Here is a 16,339-nt window from a genome sequence, read left to right on the forward strand (position 1 = left end):
ACCTCAATTAGCCCCGTATGAAATGCGGGAAACATGGAAAGAATACCTTTTATGGTTTTTTCAACCCCTTCGGGGTTGAATTTCTGAAATTTATTAAAGAAAAAAGTATCAACTAATTTCAGCATTTGACAGGCATCAAGGAATCGGTTATTGAGAGATTAGAAGTAAGATTAAAACAAGACATAACTGAGATCGCATAAGATCGCTAGGAACCGCAAGACAAAGTAGAATTAAGCTATAAACAAGACAAAAACAGTACAAAATCCGAAAAATGCCGTAGGCATGACCGGCATACTAGCCCGGTAATTTATTGCCGGGTTCAAAGATTCGATGTGAGTAAAAACAGTGCCGTAGGTACGGGCAAATTTTGAATCAAGAGCCATGTGGCAAAGTTAACAACCCCAAAATTTTCAATTAAAACACATGAAATCCCTTTCCATACAATCGTTATTGCTGATGTTTTCCAGCATCATTTTGCTTTTTCAATTTTCATGCAATACCTCTGAAGAAAATGAAATCGTAGAATACGAAACTGCTGTAGACCAATGGCCAGAAATCACCAAGGAAAGCAAGCCTTGGACAAGATGGTGGTGGATGGGGAGTGCCGTGGACAAAGAAAACATCGACTATCTTTTGGAAGAATATGAAAGGGTTGGGCTTGGCGGTGTGGAGATAGCACCCATATATGGAGCCAAAGGCTACGAGGACAGGTATTTGGATTTTTTGTCAGAGGAATGGATCGCAGTATTGAATCATACAGTCTCCAAAGCAAGCGAACTCAACATGGGTGTGGACATGACATTGGGAACAGGCTGGCCTTTTGGTGGTCCGCAAGTCAGGATGGAACATGCAGCATCGAAAATGATCGTGCAGGAATATGAGATCTCTGAAGGGCAAAGAGATCTGGAAATAGTCCAGCGAAAAAGAAATGAAAGAGAGCCTGATGCCATTTTGATCAATGTGATAGGAACATTCAAAAATGGAGAAAGAAAAGATCTACATGACTTGAGATTTGGAAATGTAATCGAAAACCTTCCAGAAGACCTCGAAAAAGTGCAGGCATTGTACTTTGCAAAAACAGAACAGAAAGTAAAGAGAGCTGCACCCGGTGGTGAAGGATTTACGCTTGATCATTTCTTCAAAACTGCCGTCAACAATTACCTAGAATCTTTTGACAAAGCCTTTGACAATGCATATCCTGACATCAGGTCATTCTACAATGATAGCTTTGAAGTCTATGGAGCAGATTTCACCGCTGATTTTTTGGTGGAATTTGAAGAGCGAAGAGGTTATGATCTGAAAATGATGCTTTCTGAGCTTACGGATAACACTGGCGATGAAAAATCCATCCGAGTCAAATCTGATTATAGGGAAACATTGCATGAGTTACTGCTGGAAAACTTCACCGAAAACTGGACCGCTTGGGCAAAAGCCAAAGGCAAAAAGACTAAAAACCAAGCTCATGGATCGCCAGGAAACTTGCTGGACATCTATGGAGCCGTGGATATTCCTGAATGTGAAACTTTCGGGTCGAGTTATTTTCCTATACCCGGCTTGAGGAGAGACAGTGCCGATATCCGCAATGTGGATCCAGATCCTATCATGCTGAAATTTGCTTCCTCTGCTGCACATTTGACTGGAAAAAATCTAGTTTCCTGCGAGACATTTACTTGGCTAGGGGAGCATTTCAAATCATCATTTTCCCAAATGAAGCCCGAACTTGATCAGACTTTTTTGGCCGGAATCAACCACGTTTTCTATCACGGTGTGACCTACAGTCCCCAAGATGTACAATTCCCTGGTTGGCTTTTCTATGCTTCTCTTAACCTCACCCAACACAATAGCCTTTGGGAGCATTTTTCAGAATTCAATCAATACATTGCCAGAACGCAATCTGTCCTTCAATCAGGAATGCCAGACAATGAACTGTTGGTCTATTGGCCAGTATATGATGTCTGGGCAAACCCAAAAGGGATGATGGAATTGATTTCTGTGCACCACATTGACCGATGGCTGCATCCTACTGAATTTTACAAGCAATCCAAACAGCTGATGGATCTTGGGTATTCTGTAGATTTTATTTCTGATAAAATGATAGCAGAATCGGATATAAAAAATGGAGAAATCAAAACCCATGAAAATGCCAACACAGCAAAAGCCCTGATTATTCCAAAAGTCGAATTTATGCCTTTGGAGACTTTGGAAGACATTCTAACCTTGGCAAAAAATGGTGCAAAGGTGATATTTCAAGAAAAACCAAGAGACATCCCTGGTCTTCAAGATTTGGAGGAAAAAAGAGAGAAATTTTCAACTCTTTGGAATGAAACTGGATTGGACAAAAATACTGAAGTGGCTTGGGGAAAAGGTAAATTGATATTTTCAAAAAACATTGCTTCCAGCTTGGAAAAAGAAGAAATCCACCGAGAAGGAATTAGTGAAACAGGTTTGAAATTTATCAAGAGAAAAATCGGAAGTGATAAATACTACTTCATCGTCAACCACAGTGCAAATACTATAAATCGGAAAATCAACTTCTTAACTCAATCGGAAAATGCTATCATCATGAATCCGCTGAATGGAAAAATGGGACTAGCAAAATCCCAAAGGGATGGGAAATATCTTGGTGTAGCACTTCACTTAGAGCCTGGTGAATCCCTAATCGTAAGAACAACCAACCAAAAATCCGAACAAATCGCGGGTTGGGGATACCATGCTGCTCCTATTTCAAATATAGAAATCAATTCCGATTGGAAGATTACTTTTGGTCCAAATGGTGGTCCAAACCTCCCCAAAGAGCAACAAATGGAAAATCTAGAACCATGGACAAATCAAGGTGATAAGGATGCCGATTTCTATTCTGGACGAGGAACTTACAGTGGAAGCTTTGAATTTGAACTTGATCAATCCTTGAATTACACATTAAACTTCTCCAGCATCCATGAAAGTGCCAAAGTATGGATCAATGGAAAGTATGCTGGACAAGCTTGGAGCCTTCCATACAAATTGGATGTATCTGAATTTTTGATCCAAGGGAAAAATGACATTAAGATAGAAGTAGCCAACTTAATGGCAAACCATATGAGGTACCTTGATATCAACAAAATTCCTTGGAGAAACTACCACGAAATCAATTTTGTGAACATAGATTACAAGCCTTTTGACGCATCATCTTGGGATGTAATGCCCTCAGGACTTGGAGGAAAGCTGGAAATCAGAGGATTTAAGAAATAAATCTTCTGATTTTTTTACATCTTCGATACAGGTAAGTGCAGGAAGGTTATAGAGAATAAATTTTTTGTGTAAATGTAAAAAACACAATTATTATAACAACGAGACTGGCGTAAACTGCAGAAAACAGAATATTATTCTTTTTCAATCTTTTCTATAAAATTTTATTGAGTTTTTTTCCTAAAAATTAATTGTAATCCATCATAAAAACCTTTCATTGAGAAATTATTTCTCTTAAATTACAATCGATTGCACAAATAATAAACCCACGATGATCGCATTTGATAACATTATTAGAATCGAGAATGATTCTCGTATTCCCAAGTACCAGCAGCTTGTACAATGTATAATTGAAAATATTGAAAGAGGATACCTTACTATAGGTGAAAAAATCCCTTCCATCAACGAAGTCAGTGAACGCTTTTACCTTTCGAGAGATACTGTGGAGAAAGCATACAACCAATTGAAAAAGCAAAAAATAATTTTATCTGTCAAAGGTAAAGGTTATTATGTAGCTCGAAACGTATCTCAATCACAAGTGAAAGTCTTATTTTTACTCAATAAGTTAAGTAATTACAAACTCCGAATCTATAACTCCTTTTTGGAAAGCCTAGGATCCACTACCAAGGTAGATCTACACCTTTATCATTGTGATGCCAAGATAATGTTGAAGATCCTAGAAGAAAATATGGACGCTTATGATTATTACGTGGTCATGCCCCACTTCAAGGATGACAACCTTCGCCACCAAAATGTAAACGATCAAGTCATAGAAGCTTTGCAAGCAATACCTTCCGAAAAGTTGGTGATCATGGATAACCTTATTCCCGAATTGGGAGAAAATGTAGCATCAATCTACCAAGATTTCAAAGGAGATATATACAAAGCGCTGAAAGAAGGAATAGCTAGACTCAAAAAATATGAAAAGCTAGTCTTGGTGTATCCAGAAAAAGTCCATTATCCTTATCCTTCAGAAATCAAATGCGGATTCCAGAAATTCTGCATCAACCATAATTTTGATTTTGAGATAATCCCGACTATTTATCCAGAAATGGAATTGGAGACCAATGACGCCTATATTACGATTGAAGAAAATGACCTTGTCTGCTTGATTAAGCAAATCAGAGATCAAAAATTCCAAATGGGAGAAGATATCGGTGTGATTTCATACAACGACACCCCACTCAAAGAACTTCTTGGAATCACTGTGATGTCCACAAATTTTAAAGTGATGGGAGAAACAGCCGCCTACATGATCAAAAAGCATAAGCATGAAGTCGTAAAAAATGTATTTAACTTCATAGACAGAGGCTCAATTTGATTTCCCACAGCAAAGTACAGGACAGTTATTTCAGCTATTCATGATAGTTTGAGCATTCTTTTTAACCCAAAGCAATCATGAGTAAAAGCACAAGCTTAATTGCAAAGCTAAATGCAATCAATGAGTACGAACGTGAACCAATCCCAGAGAGTAAATTAAAAGGATGGAAAAAATTCATTGGAACCTACGCTGGTGAACATACCGCTGGTACAGAATTCGTTTTAGGACCTCTCTTTGTCGCTCATGGTGCGACGGCAGTTGATTTGGTATCCGGCTTACTGATAGGAAACATTTTGGCAGTATTAAGCTGGGCATTTTTTACGGGAAGAATAGCCGTCAAAACAAGACTTACGCTTTATTTCCAATTGGAAAAAATAGCTGGATCGAAGTTTACCCTTATATACAATTTGGTAAATGCAGGACTTTTCTGTTTCCTCGCAGGCGCCATGATAGCAGTATCTGCCACAGCAGTTGGAATCCCTTTCAATCTGGAAATGCCGACACTGACAGATGTCTTGCCGAATTCGCTTGGTTGGGTCTTGACAGTATTTGCGATCGGAACGATCACCACGATCGTAGCGATGTTTGGTTTTGAGCAAGTCTCAAAATTTGCAAACATTGCAGCTCCTTGGATGATCATGGTATTCATCGCAGCAGCTGTAGGCGTACTTCCAAGGCTTGGGATCAATTCTATTTCAGACTTTTGGCCTGTTGCCCAAGAGACTATTTGGAGTGGAGTGCCACTGGAAGGACAGAGTAAATTCACCTTTTGGCATATCATGTTTTTTGCATGGTTCTGCAATATGGCCATGCATATTGGTATGGCAGATATGTCTATCTTGAGGTATGCGAAAAAATGGACCGCAGGTTTTTCCACAGCTTCAGGTGTTTTTCTAGGTCATTACATTGCCTGGATTGCTTCAGGAATTCTCTATTCTCTATTTCTTCTAGAATCAAACAATAGCCTAACTTTCGCACCTGGACCTATTGCTTATGAAGCCGCTGGAATTGCAGGTGCTATTTGTGTTGTTATTGCAGGTTGGACTACGGCTAACCCTACACTTTACAGAGCAGGTTTGGCAATACAATCCATCAATCCAAATTGGAAAACTTGGAAAGTGACTTTGTTCGTAGGACTTTTCACCACGATTGCAGCATGCTTTCCAGCTTTGGTCATGAGATTATTGGAATTCGTAGCATTGTATGGTTTGATATTGATGCCACTTGGTGCAGTGATTTTCATAGATGTATATTATATGGATCGTTGGGGGCTGAAAAGCAACTATGCTTTGCTTTCAGGAAAAAAACTAAATCCAGCAGTAGCATTCACGTGGGTTTTGACATTGGCGTTCTGCTTGGCTTTAAACCTATTTGCAGGAATCGAAATTTTCTTCTTGGGCTTACCGGGTTGGTTTGTGGCAGTGATTGCATACTTGTTGTTCAGCAAATTGCTCCAAAAACCGATCACTGCAATTCCACAATCAAAAAATCCACTTGTTGAAAAGGCTTTAAACTAAGGAAAAACCATGAAAAATCTACTCGTAGTATTATCAATTGTTGGATTGCTTTTCACGATAATCCCACCATTTTTGGTCTTTTCGGCAGTCATTGACCCAGCTACATCAAAAAACCTGATGTTTGCAGGAACCTTGATTTGGTTTACATCTGCACCGTTTTGGTTAAATAAAAAATCTTAAAATGATTATCCGCAATGTCAATAATTGTCGCGTCCTGAAATTATTTGACACTTTTTTGTTTCAATTAGAGGAGTTCAACCCGCTTCGGGGTTGTTGGTCCTAACCATCATCTTTATTCCCCGCATTTCATACGGGGCTATTGAAATGTTGAAGCCCTTCAGGCTTGCGTTTTCCGAATATAACTTTGTGTCTTGGATCTTTGTCACGTCTCATATCTCACGTCTCATATCTTATGTCTATTTTCTCATTTTCCTCTAAACCAACAAAACCCTCAAGCTCTTGGCTCCATGGGCACCAATGACCAGGGATTGTTCTATATCGGCAGTTTTTGATGGGCCGGCGATGAAAACGCCAAAGCCTGAATGGGCTTGCCCGATGCGCTTGTAAGCTTCATGCATGTTGGGAACGAGGGTTGTTTTATCGACTACAATCACCAAATGTTCTGTGATAAAAGGCAAAACCCTATGTCCAAGCTTGCTGTCATCAAGCCAAATTGCGCCATTTTCCCCAACACCAAAATCCCCTTCTATGATAGCCAAATCTAAGTTTTTCAGTTCGTGTGGATCTTCTGGCAAACCGAAGTTGCTGTGTTTGGAATAAGACTCGGATGCTGAATAGACATTGACAAATTCCCCAGATTCTAGCAAATCCATCAGTGCTTCCTCTGAAATAATCTCTCCTTTGTTGGTTGTGATGGATGTTTTGAAGCTTTCGATGATGTCTGCCTCGTATTCAAACTGAGGTATCGCAGGCAGTTCCGAATTGTCGATTTTCAGTATTCTGATATCACTTAATATTTGCTCTCTACTATTCATTTCCTTTGTTTTTGTACCAGTCTTTGAAAGATTGCTTTGGCAATTCAGGAAGATCCCTTTCCTTGCCCCAAGTATTCAGGTTGCTGTAAGTCACGCTTTCCGGAAGTATTTTGAGGCTACCTCGCATGATCTGACCACTGATTTTGTAGGCAAAAGGAGTAGAGAAGATACCATTTGCGATCTTCATGGCGATGCTTTTGGCATTGATAGAGGATTGTGCTTTGGTGATTTCCTGTCTCCATTCATAGAGTTGCTCGTGGATGTTGATTTTGACAGGACATACATCAGAACATGACCCGCATAGCGTGGAGGCAAATGGCAATGTACTGTGTTTTTTGAGGTCAATTCCAGGTGAAAGGATAGATCCAATAGGTCCTGGCACTACGCTTCCATAAGAATATCCGCCACTTCTACGATAGATAGGACAAGTATTCATACATGCGCCACAGCGGATACATTTGAGGGAATTTCTAAATTTCTCCCTTCCCAGCTGCTTGGTTCTGCCATTGTCCAGAAGGATGATGTGAATTTCCTTACCTTCAGATGGACTTCTAAAGTGGGAATTGTAATTGGTGATACTTTGCCCCGTAGCGGAGCGAGCCAGCAAGCGGAGAAACACACCCAAGTGTTCCCTCTTTGGTATCAGTTTCTCAATCCCCATACAAGCGATGTGCGTGTCAGCCAGATGAACGCCCATATCTGCATTTCCTTCATTGGTGCAGACTACAAACTCCCCTGTTTCGGCAACACCAAAATTAACTCCTGTGATGGCCACTTTTGCAGCGAGGAATTTTTCCCGAAGGTGTTTCCTTGCAGCTTGTGTAAGGTAATAAGGATCATTATTCCCTTTTTCAGTTTGGAGTTTTTCATGGAAAATCTCCGAAATATGTTCTTTTTTGAGGTGGATTGCAGGAAGGACAATGTGGCTTGGTGGCTGATTGAGGAACTGTACTATCCGCTCACCCAAATCCGTATCTACGACTTCCACACCATTTTCCTCCAAATATAGATTCAGGTGACATTCCTCTGTCAAGATGGATTTACTTTTGACGATGGCCTTACAGTCTTTCTCTTCCAAGATCGAAAGCACAATTTGATTGTGTTCCTCTGCGTCTTTTGCCCAATGGATTTTTATGCCATTTTTGGTCGCATTTTTCTCAAACTCCACAAGGTAGGAATCGAGGTTGCTGAGGACATTGTCCTTGATCCCAGATGCCAATTCCCTCAATTTTTCCCATTCTGGAATGGATTTGCTGGAAAGGTCTCTTTTATCACGGACAAACCACAAGGTCTCGTCATGCCATTTTGCATTGGATTTGTCTTCAAGAAATTTTGCTGCTTGAACTGGATGGTTCATATAATGGCCTCGTTTAGTACTTCTGCAATGTGTTTGAATTTGATAGCTTGTTTGTTTCGGGAAGCTATTCCCGACAGATGCATGATACAGGACATGTCACCTCCGATGATGATTTCGGCATCTTTGCTGATATGGTCTTGAAGCCTGTCTTTGCCCATTTGAACCGAAAGGGCTTCTTCGGTGACTGCAAATGTTCCCCCAAAACCACAACACTCATCTTTTCTGCTCAACTCCACCCATTCCAATCCTTCGAATTTTGCTAGGAGTTGCTTGGCTTTATTGAAAACTGGCTGATTCAGTTCGCTGGAGGATGCCAGTCTCAAGCCTCGCTGACCATGGCAACTGGAATGAAAACCAACCCTGTGTGGATATGTTCCTTTGATATCGGTGATTTTCAGGATATCGGTGATAAACTCAGTCAATTCATAGACTTTATGCTGAATATCTTTTTGAAAGGTTTCTTTGCCTTCGATGCATGGAGCATGGTCTCTGACGTGGTGAACACAGCTTCCAGAGGGACAGACGATATAATCAAAGCTTTCGAAAGTGTCCAAAAAATGCTGGGTCGTAGCTACTGTATCCCTTTCATATCCAGCATTTGCCATGGGCTGACCACAGCAGGTTTGGTTCATGGGATAGCTGACATTACAACCTAATTTCTGAAGAAGCTCCAAAGTCGAAATAGCTACATTTGGATAAAATTGATCCACATAGCATGGAATAAAGAGACCTACTTTTTTGTTGATTGACATATTTTTTGAATCAATAATTTAATTTCAATTTCGATAAAACGCTACTTTTTAACATCCTGTAGTGTCGGGTAGCGTTAATTAAATAAATCGTTGGATTTGAACTTGGCAATTGTTAATTTGATGATAAATTGTTAGTTATGAAAATCCAGATTGCTAAGCAGCTTTATGTTTTCGCCTTTCTTTTAGGTGTATTTTTCATCAGCTCCTGCTCCAATTCAGAGAGAAGTGAAGGTACTACTATTTCTTACGAATTGATGCAAGTAGATTCTTTCAGGGTAGATAGGGAAAATAGAATCCGCATATTGGATTTTAATTCAAATAGGTCAGAATACTTAGCATTTGATCTGGTTACTCATGAATTTGTGCAACTTGACCAAAGAGGAAAGGTATTGAATGCGGTAATGAAACAAGGTGAAGGACCTGATGAATACAATACAAGTATTTTGGCAGCTTCATTTAACCATGAAGATGATGGTTATTTTCTTCAAAGCTCGAATGAGTTTATTTGGTATTCTGATGATTGGAAAGTGAAAGAACGATTACACATTCCTGCCAATTCCACGATACATACTTATGGTGGACCAAAACTTAGCGTTCCGTATTTTCGAATCAAAGACAGCTCTTCACCTTATTTCCTCACAAGTTTTTTTTCAGGAATTCAAGTGCATGCTTTCGAAACAAAAGATGACCTTTCTGAAGAAATGATGATCGAATATTACAATCCATCCAAAGACTCGCTAGAATGGGCATTACCTTTTGATAAACAGTATTTTTCTTCTTCTGAACTTAGTGAAAAGAAAATCAGCCCCAAGCAAATCTATGTATTGAATAGAGAAGCAAATCTTATGTATTTGACTTTTGAAAACTCCAAAACTATCGGAGTCTATGATTTGTCCAAAGATTTTGAATTGAAACAAACATTGCCTTATGAACATCAAAATTTCATTCCTACCAACAAATCCAGAAATATTGCTCTTTTTGATTTGGGATCAGATAAACTGGCACTTTTATACTATTCAGGCTTGTCGGAAGGGGATATACAACTGAAAAAGGATGCTGATTCCGATTATCTTTTTTATCAGGATCCAGCGCTTTTCAGGTTTATAATTATAGAAAAAGATGGTTCAGGAAGCCATGAAATCATGTTTCCTTCTAGTGGCGAACCCCATTCAGAATTTGTACAACTTCCCGATAATAGAATTTTGATCAGAAAAAAAGACAATCCTAATATTGAACAAGAGTATTCAGATTATTTGGTTTTTGATCTTAAGTAGTGGATTGTTTAATAAGTTTTTATGGTTGTAACCATAAAAATATCCTAAAAAATTGGTCTTTTTTGGGTTTTAACCATAAAAAAGTCTAAAAGTAGGTTTCTACTAATTTGCAAAATGTTTACTTAAATTGTCGTTTATATTTCTATATCAATTTTAAAATTTGATATACGCCTTTTCAGTGCAAGTTTTTTGGGCCACAGATAAATAATCTGTTGTAATTTTTTCTTGCTTATAATTGATGAACTTTCGAAATCAACTTTATACAAGTGCATAGAAATGACCCTCAATAGGGTCAAACCTCTCAATAACCATAGGTGGAACCTATGGAAAAAAGCTCATATCGATTAACTCCTATCGACCCTGAAGCGGTCGAACTTTTTCCTATACAGAGAATTGATTCATTTTTGTGATGTTGGATCGAATTATTCAAATCCAAACTAGGTTGGCAGCAAATCGAATAATTTTTTCCCTAGGTTTATATTAGGTTATTGAGAAGTTACTTTTCTTCTTTCTTTTTAGAACCTCCACATATCAGTTCCAATGAAAGGCAATGAGCTACTCAGTAGTGGAATTGCCGATATCGGCAAAAGTAGAGATAAGTCTAATGTATATTTCAGTAAGTGATTTTTCAAAAAAATGGAACATTCCTGAAAGAACGGTTCGGAATTATCATTGATGAAGATTTAAAGTTGTTTTATTATCGAGGATTGCAGGAATGGAATCATATCAGGGAATATTTAATGGATATTTGCCTTACTGCCCAAGATAATTATAAGGCTATTCTAAAGTATTTTGAAATTGAGTTTTTATAAACAGTATGTGATTATAAATTCTATTTGAAAGCAAGGCACTTAAAAATCACTATTACCCATCCACAGCAACTTTATTCACCAAAATAGCAGCTCCCAAAGCAGTTCCCAAAGCAAAATCTGTCGTTTCCACACTGATATTTTGGAGTTTTTGGCGGAGCATTTCTACAAACATCTCGTTGGCATTGAATCCACCATCGATATACAATCTCTTTACAGAAGTATCAGCTAAGACTAACCGAAGTGAGGCCACTTGTAATTCTGTAAGCTCATCCAAGAAACAATAATATGCTTCTTCAAATGTATCAAATTGGGAAAAATCATTTTTCTCGGCTTGGGATATTCCATAAACTTCCGGTTTCAGATATTCGAAGCGGAATTTCTTGGTTTTACAGGCCTTTGTTTTTTCGTAATGGATAGGATCAAATTTCAAAGCCTTGTAATACCCTTTTTCTAGCTTGAAATATTCGTAAAGCTTCTCGATTTGGTGTTTGTGTTCTTCACCAATAAAAAGTCGGCTAATCTTGATAGGCTGACCATGAATACCAATGAAATGAAGGCAGTCTTTTTCCAATTCATCCAAAGTCAGCTCTTCGTTGTTGAAAGGATTGATACTAATGGCCCAAGTCCCAGTGGATAAGAGGGCAAAAGGTTCTGTATTGTTGATCAGGTAAGGTAATAGTGCAGAAGAGGAATCATGTACACCCACGCCTACCGACATCGACTGCTTGCGGAATGAAATAGGGAAAGTCTCAGCCGAATCCACTGCTCTTGGCAAAAACTTCAATAGATCTTCACTCTCTAGCCATTGATGATAGCTATTGTTTTTGAAATCCCATAGACCAGTGTGACAACCGATACTTGTGTAATCTGAGACCATTTTCCCTGTAAACATATAGCTCAGATACTGGGGAAGGTGGAGGGTATTGTGGATTTTTTTGAATAATTCAGGTTTGCGGTATTTGAGCCAATATAACTGCAGACCCGAATTGACCATACCCAAAGCAGGTGAGGAAGTTGCCTGGCAGAAATTTTCCTTTGGGCCATATTTTTTATAGAAATCCTCTAAAAGATCCTTTGGGTATTCTTTGGTATAATTATACAACGGTGTGATCGGGTCTCCCTCTCTATCCAAATGAACAAGTGATGCTCCATAGGTTGTAAAATTGAGTTTTCTGATGTTGAATTCCTCCAAAGCAAGTGCTTGGGTAAGGGTGTCTTTAATCCAGTTTGTCAACTCCTTGATGGATTCACAAGGATCTCCGTCTTCATCTTGTATATATTCCAAGCGATGATAGACTTTATATACTTCCTTGAAATTCACATCAAAAAGAAAGAACTTCTTATTGGTTTTTCCTATATCAAATATGGCAGTAACAGGTATCATTATAATCCGCTGGCTTTACTATCAGTTCCTCTCTCCTTGATCAGTTCATTTCTCACACCAACCTTTCGGTATGCTTTTATTGGAGAGATCGCCCCTCCCAACTGTCTGCTTGCTTCTGACACCAATGCCCTCACATCTGTTCTGTAGGCATCCTGCAAGATTTCTTGTGCTTTGGCGGTATCATGGTTTTGCTGTGCATCTTCCAAGGCTTTTTGATCTATGATCAATGCTTGGGCATACGCTAGCTTGATGGCTTCCACAGACTGCAAGAGATCTTCCAAAGGATCTTTTACATTGTGACTTGCATCGATCATCCATGAAAGTGATGGATTATTGGTTTCTGCAAAACCTTGTACCAATTCATGGAAAATCAAGAACAGCTGATAGGGTTTGACACTTCCTACTGTAAGGTCATCGTCACCATATTTGGAATCGTTGAAATGGAATCCACCCAATTTTTCCTCTGTCATCAATGTCGCTACGATCTGTTCAATATTTGTATTTGGCAAATGGTGACCAAGATCCACCAAAGTATATGCTTTTGGTCCAAGCTTATTAGCCAACAAAAAGGATGTACCCCAATCTTGGATTACTGTGCTGTAGAAATTTGGCTCGTAAGGCTTGTATTCCACCAATATTTTCCAATCTGAAGGAAGGTACTCGTAGATGGAACTTAATGAATCATGTGTATTTGCCAAAGCCTTTCTGATACTATGTTGCCCTGGAAAACTTGATCCATCCGCAAGCCAGACAGTCAATGCTTTTGAACCCAATCTTTCACCGATTTTGATGACTTCTTTGTTGTGCTCTACTGCCAGTTCCCTTACAGCTTTGTCTGAATTAGCCAAAGACCCGTATTTGTAGGAAACTTTTTGTCCAGGCTGGTCTTGAAAAGTATTGGAATTGACTGCGTCAAAGTTAATATCTAAATCCTTTGCTATCTGCCTGATAGCTTCATAATCTTGAGGAATGTCCCAAGGGATGTGAAGTGATACGGCGTTGCTTGATTTGTTGAGTGCGTGGATGATTCCGATGTCTTGAATCTTCTGAATCAAATCAGCTGGCTCACCTGCACCTGAAAAACGTCCAAATCTAGTTCCACCAGCACCAAGTGCCCATGATGGTATTGCAATTTGCAATGCCCTGATTTTTTCAACGACCAAATTTACATCTACACCTTTATCGGAAAGCTGATTGGATAAAAAATCGAAAGATTCCGTATGATTCTTTTTCAACTCATCATTGGAATTTTCTATATGGCTTTGTGTGATTTTCATTTTTGGGAATTATTAGATTATATATATCCGCTATTATACCAGTATCCAAATTTAATTAGGTAAATACCTTGAATTCAATGCTGTCGACAGTCGACAGACGACCGTCGACGATTATCTGCATGATTTCATGTGAAAATTTACCTTCTGGTGTAATTGCAGATAATCATATTAGATAAATAAAAACCTTCCAGGTTTAGACTAAAGTATTGTCTAATTTAGAAAAAACCTGAAAGGAATTAATGTATAAATAGGTTTGAGGTAATTATCTCACAAATGCGGCAGCTACTCCACCATCTACATTAAGGATATTTCCGGTGCTTTTGGATAAAATTCCACCTACAAAAGCGAAAACGCCATTTGCTATATCCTCTGTACTGATGATTTCATTCAGCAAGGTTCTTTTTGCATAATGAGCAGGCAATTCTTCTACAGAAATACCATAAGCTTTCGCTCTTCCTTCAGCCCATTTGCCTTCCCAGATTTTTGACCCTTCGATTACAGCATCAGGATTCACCACATTCACGCGGATTTTGTCAGGCCCCAATTCAGCAGCCAACAATCTTGACATATGAACTTGGGCTGCTTTTGCAGTTCCGTATCCTACATTGTTTGGTCCAGATACAAGCGCATTTTTAGAAGCAATATTGATGATATCTCCACCAAGACCTTGTGCTCTTAGTATTTTTACACTTTCTTGACTCACTTTGAATTGGCCTTTTACAAGGACATCATTCAGCAAATCCCAATCAGCTTCTGAAGTTTCTGTCAAAGGTTTGCTGATAGCAAGACCTGCACAGTTTACAACGATATCAACACCACCGAATGCTAGGTTTGCGGCTTTGAAGGCAGATGTTATCGTGTCATTTTCCAAAACATTCAATTTTGTCTGGATAGCAGTGTCTTTTCCAAAATCCTTCACCGCCTCTTCCAATCTGTCACCGTCAAGATCTGTCAAGACCACACAAGCACCTTCTTTGGCTAATTTGTCTGCGATAGCTTTTCCGATACCTCCTGCACTTCCTGTGATCAAGGCTACTTTCCTTGACAAAGGCTGCTCTTTGGGCATTCTTTGAAGCTTTGCTTCTTCCAATAACCAATATTCGATATCAAAAGCTTCCTGCAATGGCAAAGAAACATATTCTGATACTGCTTCAGCACCTCGCATTACGTTGATTGCGTTGATATAGAATTCAGAAGCTACTCTTGAAGTTTGCTTGTTTTTTGCATAGGAAAACAAACCAACACCCGGCCACAAGATGATCACTGGATTTGGATCACGCATTGCTGGACTGTTGGATCTTTTGTGCTTTTCGTAGTAGTCTTTGTAGCCTTCTCTGTAAGTAGCAAACAACTTGCTGATATGCTCTTTGATTGCACCCAAGTCACTAAGGTCTTGGTTGGCAGGAATGTCTAATACAAGAGGGGCGATTTTTGTTCTCAAAAAGTGATCTGGGCAAGAAGTACCCAAAGATGCCAATTTTTCCAAATCATTAGAGTTGATAAATTGTAAAACAGTATCTGAGTCACTGAAAGTACCGACCATTCTGTCATAGCTGGAAGCAAGACCTCTCAACAATGGAGAAATGATGGCAGCCTGATCTTTTCTTTTGCTTGGCTCAAGCGACTCGATTTTTTGACCACCGAAAACAGGTCTGTTTTTACCATAGTTGTCTTCAAGGTATTGCGAAGCTTTTTCGATTACTTCAAGGCTGTTGATATAGCATTCAAAAGCTGTATCACCCCAAGTGAAAAGTCCGTGACCTCCAAGCATGATTCCTCTGATTCCAGGATTTTCGTCCAGGGCCTTTTTCAATTGAAGACCCAAGTCAAAACCTGGTCTCTGCCAAGGAATCCAGGCGATTTGCCCATCAAAAAGCTCTTGGGTAATTTTCTCACCTTCTTTGGACGCAGCTATGGCAATGGCCGCATCTGGATGAAGGTGATCAATGTGTTTGAATGGCAAAAATGCGTGTAGTGGTGTATCGATCGAAGGTGCTTTGGAGTCTAGATCGTAGATACAATGATTGAAAAGACCGACCATTTCATCTTCGAATTCTATTCCTTTGTATATGCCTTCCAATGCCCTGAGCTTGTCAACATAAAGCCCTGCAAGTCCTGATTTGGTCAAAGTACCAATATCTCCACCTGAGCCTTTTACCCACATTACTTCTACTTCTTTTCCAGAAAGGGGATCTTTTTCATAAGTCTTACAGCTGGTATTTCCACCTCCATAATTTGTGATTCGTAGATCCGCACCGAGTATATTAGATCTATATATCAAAAGGGCAACTTCATCATCGCCCAAAGAGTTTGCTTTTTGTTCGTCCCATAGGTAAGAGACATGATTGAATTTTTGTTCCAAAATAGCCATGGTAAACTAGGTTTAAGTTATAAAAGGAAATTTATCCTATTTAATGTTATT

At 39.1% G+C, this 16,339-nt stretch carries 11 protein-coding genes; 5 read left to right on the forward strand and 6 right to left on the reverse strand.

Annotated features, from left to right (window positions below):
* The first annotated feature begins 423 nt into the window (after positions 1 to 423).
* The 4 genes from MM236_RS12825 (at position 424) to MM236_RS12840 (ending at position 6,246) form a co-directional block, all read left to right on the forward strand.
* Positions 424 to 3,231, forward strand: coding sequence for a glycosyl hydrolase (locus MM236_RS12825; protein WP_241275379.1), 2,808 nt, complete (start codon positions 424 to 426; stop codon positions 3,229 to 3,231).
* Positions 3,232 to 3,499: 268 nt separating this feature from the next.
* Positions 3,500 to 4,549 (forward strand): GntR family transcriptional regulator, encoded by a 1,050-nt coding sequence (locus tag MM236_RS12830; protein WP_241275380.1) that lies wholly within the window; start codon positions 3,500 to 3,502, stop codon positions 4,547 to 4,549.
* A gap of 77 nt (positions 4,550 to 4,626) precedes the next feature.
* Positions 4,627 to 6,066: a purine-cytosine permease family protein gene (locus MM236_RS12835; protein ID WP_241275381.1), complete on the forward strand. Its 1,440-nt coding sequence runs from the start codon at positions 4,627 to 4,629 to the stop codon at positions 6,064 to 6,066.
* A gap of 9 nt (positions 6,067 to 6,075) precedes the next feature.
* Complete coding sequence (locus MM236_RS12840) at positions 6,076 to 6,246, forward strand: hypothetical protein (protein WP_241275382.1); 171 nt, start codon at positions 6,076 to 6,078, stop codon at positions 6,244 to 6,246.
* 254 nt (positions 6,247 to 6,500) lie between these two features.
* Here the strand turns inward: MM236_RS12840 and MM236_RS12845 are convergent, their stop codons facing one another.
* From MM236_RS12845 to MM236_RS12855, 3 genes are read right to left on the reverse strand one after another with little or no spacing between them, the layout of a single operon-like run.
* Positions 6,501 to 7,061 carry a LutC/YkgG family protein gene (locus MM236_RS12845; protein ID WP_241275383.1) on the reverse strand — a complete coding sequence of 187 codons (561 nt, stop codon included), beginning with the start codon at positions 7,059 to 7,061 and terminating at the stop codon, positions 6,501 to 6,503.
* Positions 7,054 to 8,418, reverse strand: a complete 1,365-nt coding sequence (locus tag MM236_RS12850; protein ID WP_241275384.1) for a lactate utilization protein B — start codon at positions 8,416 to 8,418, stop codon at positions 7,054 to 7,056. The genes MM236_RS12845 and MM236_RS12850 overlap by 8 nt, the downstream gene beginning before the upstream one ends.
* Positions 8,415 to 9,170 carry a (Fe-S)-binding protein gene (locus MM236_RS12855; RefSeq protein ID WP_241275385.1) on the reverse strand — a complete coding sequence of 252 codons (756 nt, stop codon included), beginning with the start codon at positions 9,168 to 9,170 and terminating at the stop codon, positions 8,415 to 8,417. The genes MM236_RS12850 and MM236_RS12855 overlap by 4 nt, the downstream gene beginning before the upstream one ends.
* A gap of 137 nt (positions 9,171 to 9,307) precedes the next feature.
* On the opposite strand from MM236_RS12855, the gene MM236_RS12860 reads away from it, so the two are divergent.
* On the forward strand, positions 9,308 to 10,444 hold the full coding sequence (locus MM236_RS12860; protein WP_241275386.1) for a hypothetical protein: 1,137 nt from the start codon (positions 9,308 to 9,310) through the stop codon (positions 10,442 to 10,444).
* A gap of 864 nt (positions 10,445 to 11,308) precedes the next feature.
* On the opposite strand, the gene MM236_RS12865 is transcribed toward MM236_RS12860, so the two are convergent.
* The 3 genes from MM236_RS12865 to MM236_RS12875 all read right to left on the reverse strand — a co-directional run bounded on the left by MM236_RS12865 (position 11,309) and on the right by MM236_RS12875 (position 16,288).
* Positions 11,309 to 12,640 (reverse strand): FGGY-family carbohydrate kinase, encoded by a 1,332-nt coding sequence (locus MM236_RS12865; protein ID WP_241275387.1) that lies wholly within the window; start codon positions 12,638 to 12,640, stop codon positions 11,309 to 11,311.
* Positions 12,640 to 13,917 carry a sugar isomerase gene (locus MM236_RS12870; protein ID WP_241275388.1) on the reverse strand — a complete coding sequence of 426 codons (1,278 nt, stop codon included), beginning with the start codon at positions 13,915 to 13,917 and terminating at the stop codon, positions 12,640 to 12,642. The genes MM236_RS12865 and MM236_RS12870 overlap by 1 nt, the downstream gene beginning before the upstream one ends.
* 262 nt (positions 13,918 to 14,179) lie before the next feature.
* Positions 14,180 to 16,288, reverse strand: coding sequence for a bifunctional aldolase/short-chain dehydrogenase (locus MM236_RS12875; RefSeq protein WP_241275389.1), 2,109 nt, complete (start codon positions 16,286 to 16,288; stop codon positions 14,180 to 14,182).
* Positions 16,289 to 16,339 lie beyond the last annotated feature (51 nt).

The organism is Belliella calami, from assembly GCF_022549695.1.
Lineage (GTDB): Bacteria > Bacteroidota > Bacteroidia > Cytophagales > Cyclobacteriaceae > Belliella > Belliella calami.

What these genes read in the sequence shown, in the direction of transcription:
- MM236_RS12875 (WP_241275389.1), bottom strand. Translation starts at nt 16,288, where the DNA reads ATGGCTATTTTGGAACAAAAATTCAATCATGTCTCTTACCTATGGGAC.
- MM236_RS12830 (WP_241275380.1), top strand. Translation starts at nt 3,500, where the DNA reads ATGATCGCATTTGATAACATTATTAGAATCGAGAATGATTCTCGTATT.
- MM236_RS12850 (WP_241275384.1), bottom strand. Translation starts at nt 8,418, where the DNA reads ATGAACCATCCAGTTCAAGCAGCAAAATTTCTTGAAGACAAATCCAAT.
- MM236_RS12835 (WP_241275381.1), top strand. Translation starts at nt 4,627, where the DNA reads ATGAGTAAAAGCACAAGCTTAATTGCAAAGCTAAATGCAATCAATGAG.
- MM236_RS12870 (WP_241275388.1), bottom strand. Translation starts at nt 13,917, where the DNA reads ATGAAAATCACACAAAGCCATATAGAAAATTCCAATGATGAGTTGAAA.
- MM236_RS12825 (WP_241275379.1), top strand. Translation starts at nt 424, where the DNA reads ATGAAATCCCTTTCCATACAATCGTTATTGCTGATGTTTTCCAGCATC.
- MM236_RS12855 (WP_241275385.1), bottom strand. Translation starts at nt 9,170, where the DNA reads ATGTCAATCAACAAAAAAGTAGGTCTCTTTATTCCATGCTATGTGGAT.
- MM236_RS12865 (WP_241275387.1), bottom strand. Translation starts at nt 12,640, where the DNA reads ATGATACCTGTTACTGCCATATTTGATATAGGAAAAACCAATAAGAAG.
- MM236_RS12840 (WP_241275382.1), top strand. Translation starts at nt 6,076, where the DNA reads ATGAAAAATCTACTCGTAGTATTATCAATTGTTGGATTGCTTTTCACG.
- MM236_RS12845 (WP_241275383.1), bottom strand. Translation starts at nt 7,061, where the DNA reads ATGAATAGTAGAGAGCAAATATTAAGTGATATCAGAATACTGAAAATC.
- MM236_RS12860 (WP_241275386.1), top strand. Translation starts at nt 9,308, where the DNA reads ATGAAAATCCAGATTGCTAAGCAGCTTTATGTTTTCGCCTTTCTTTTA.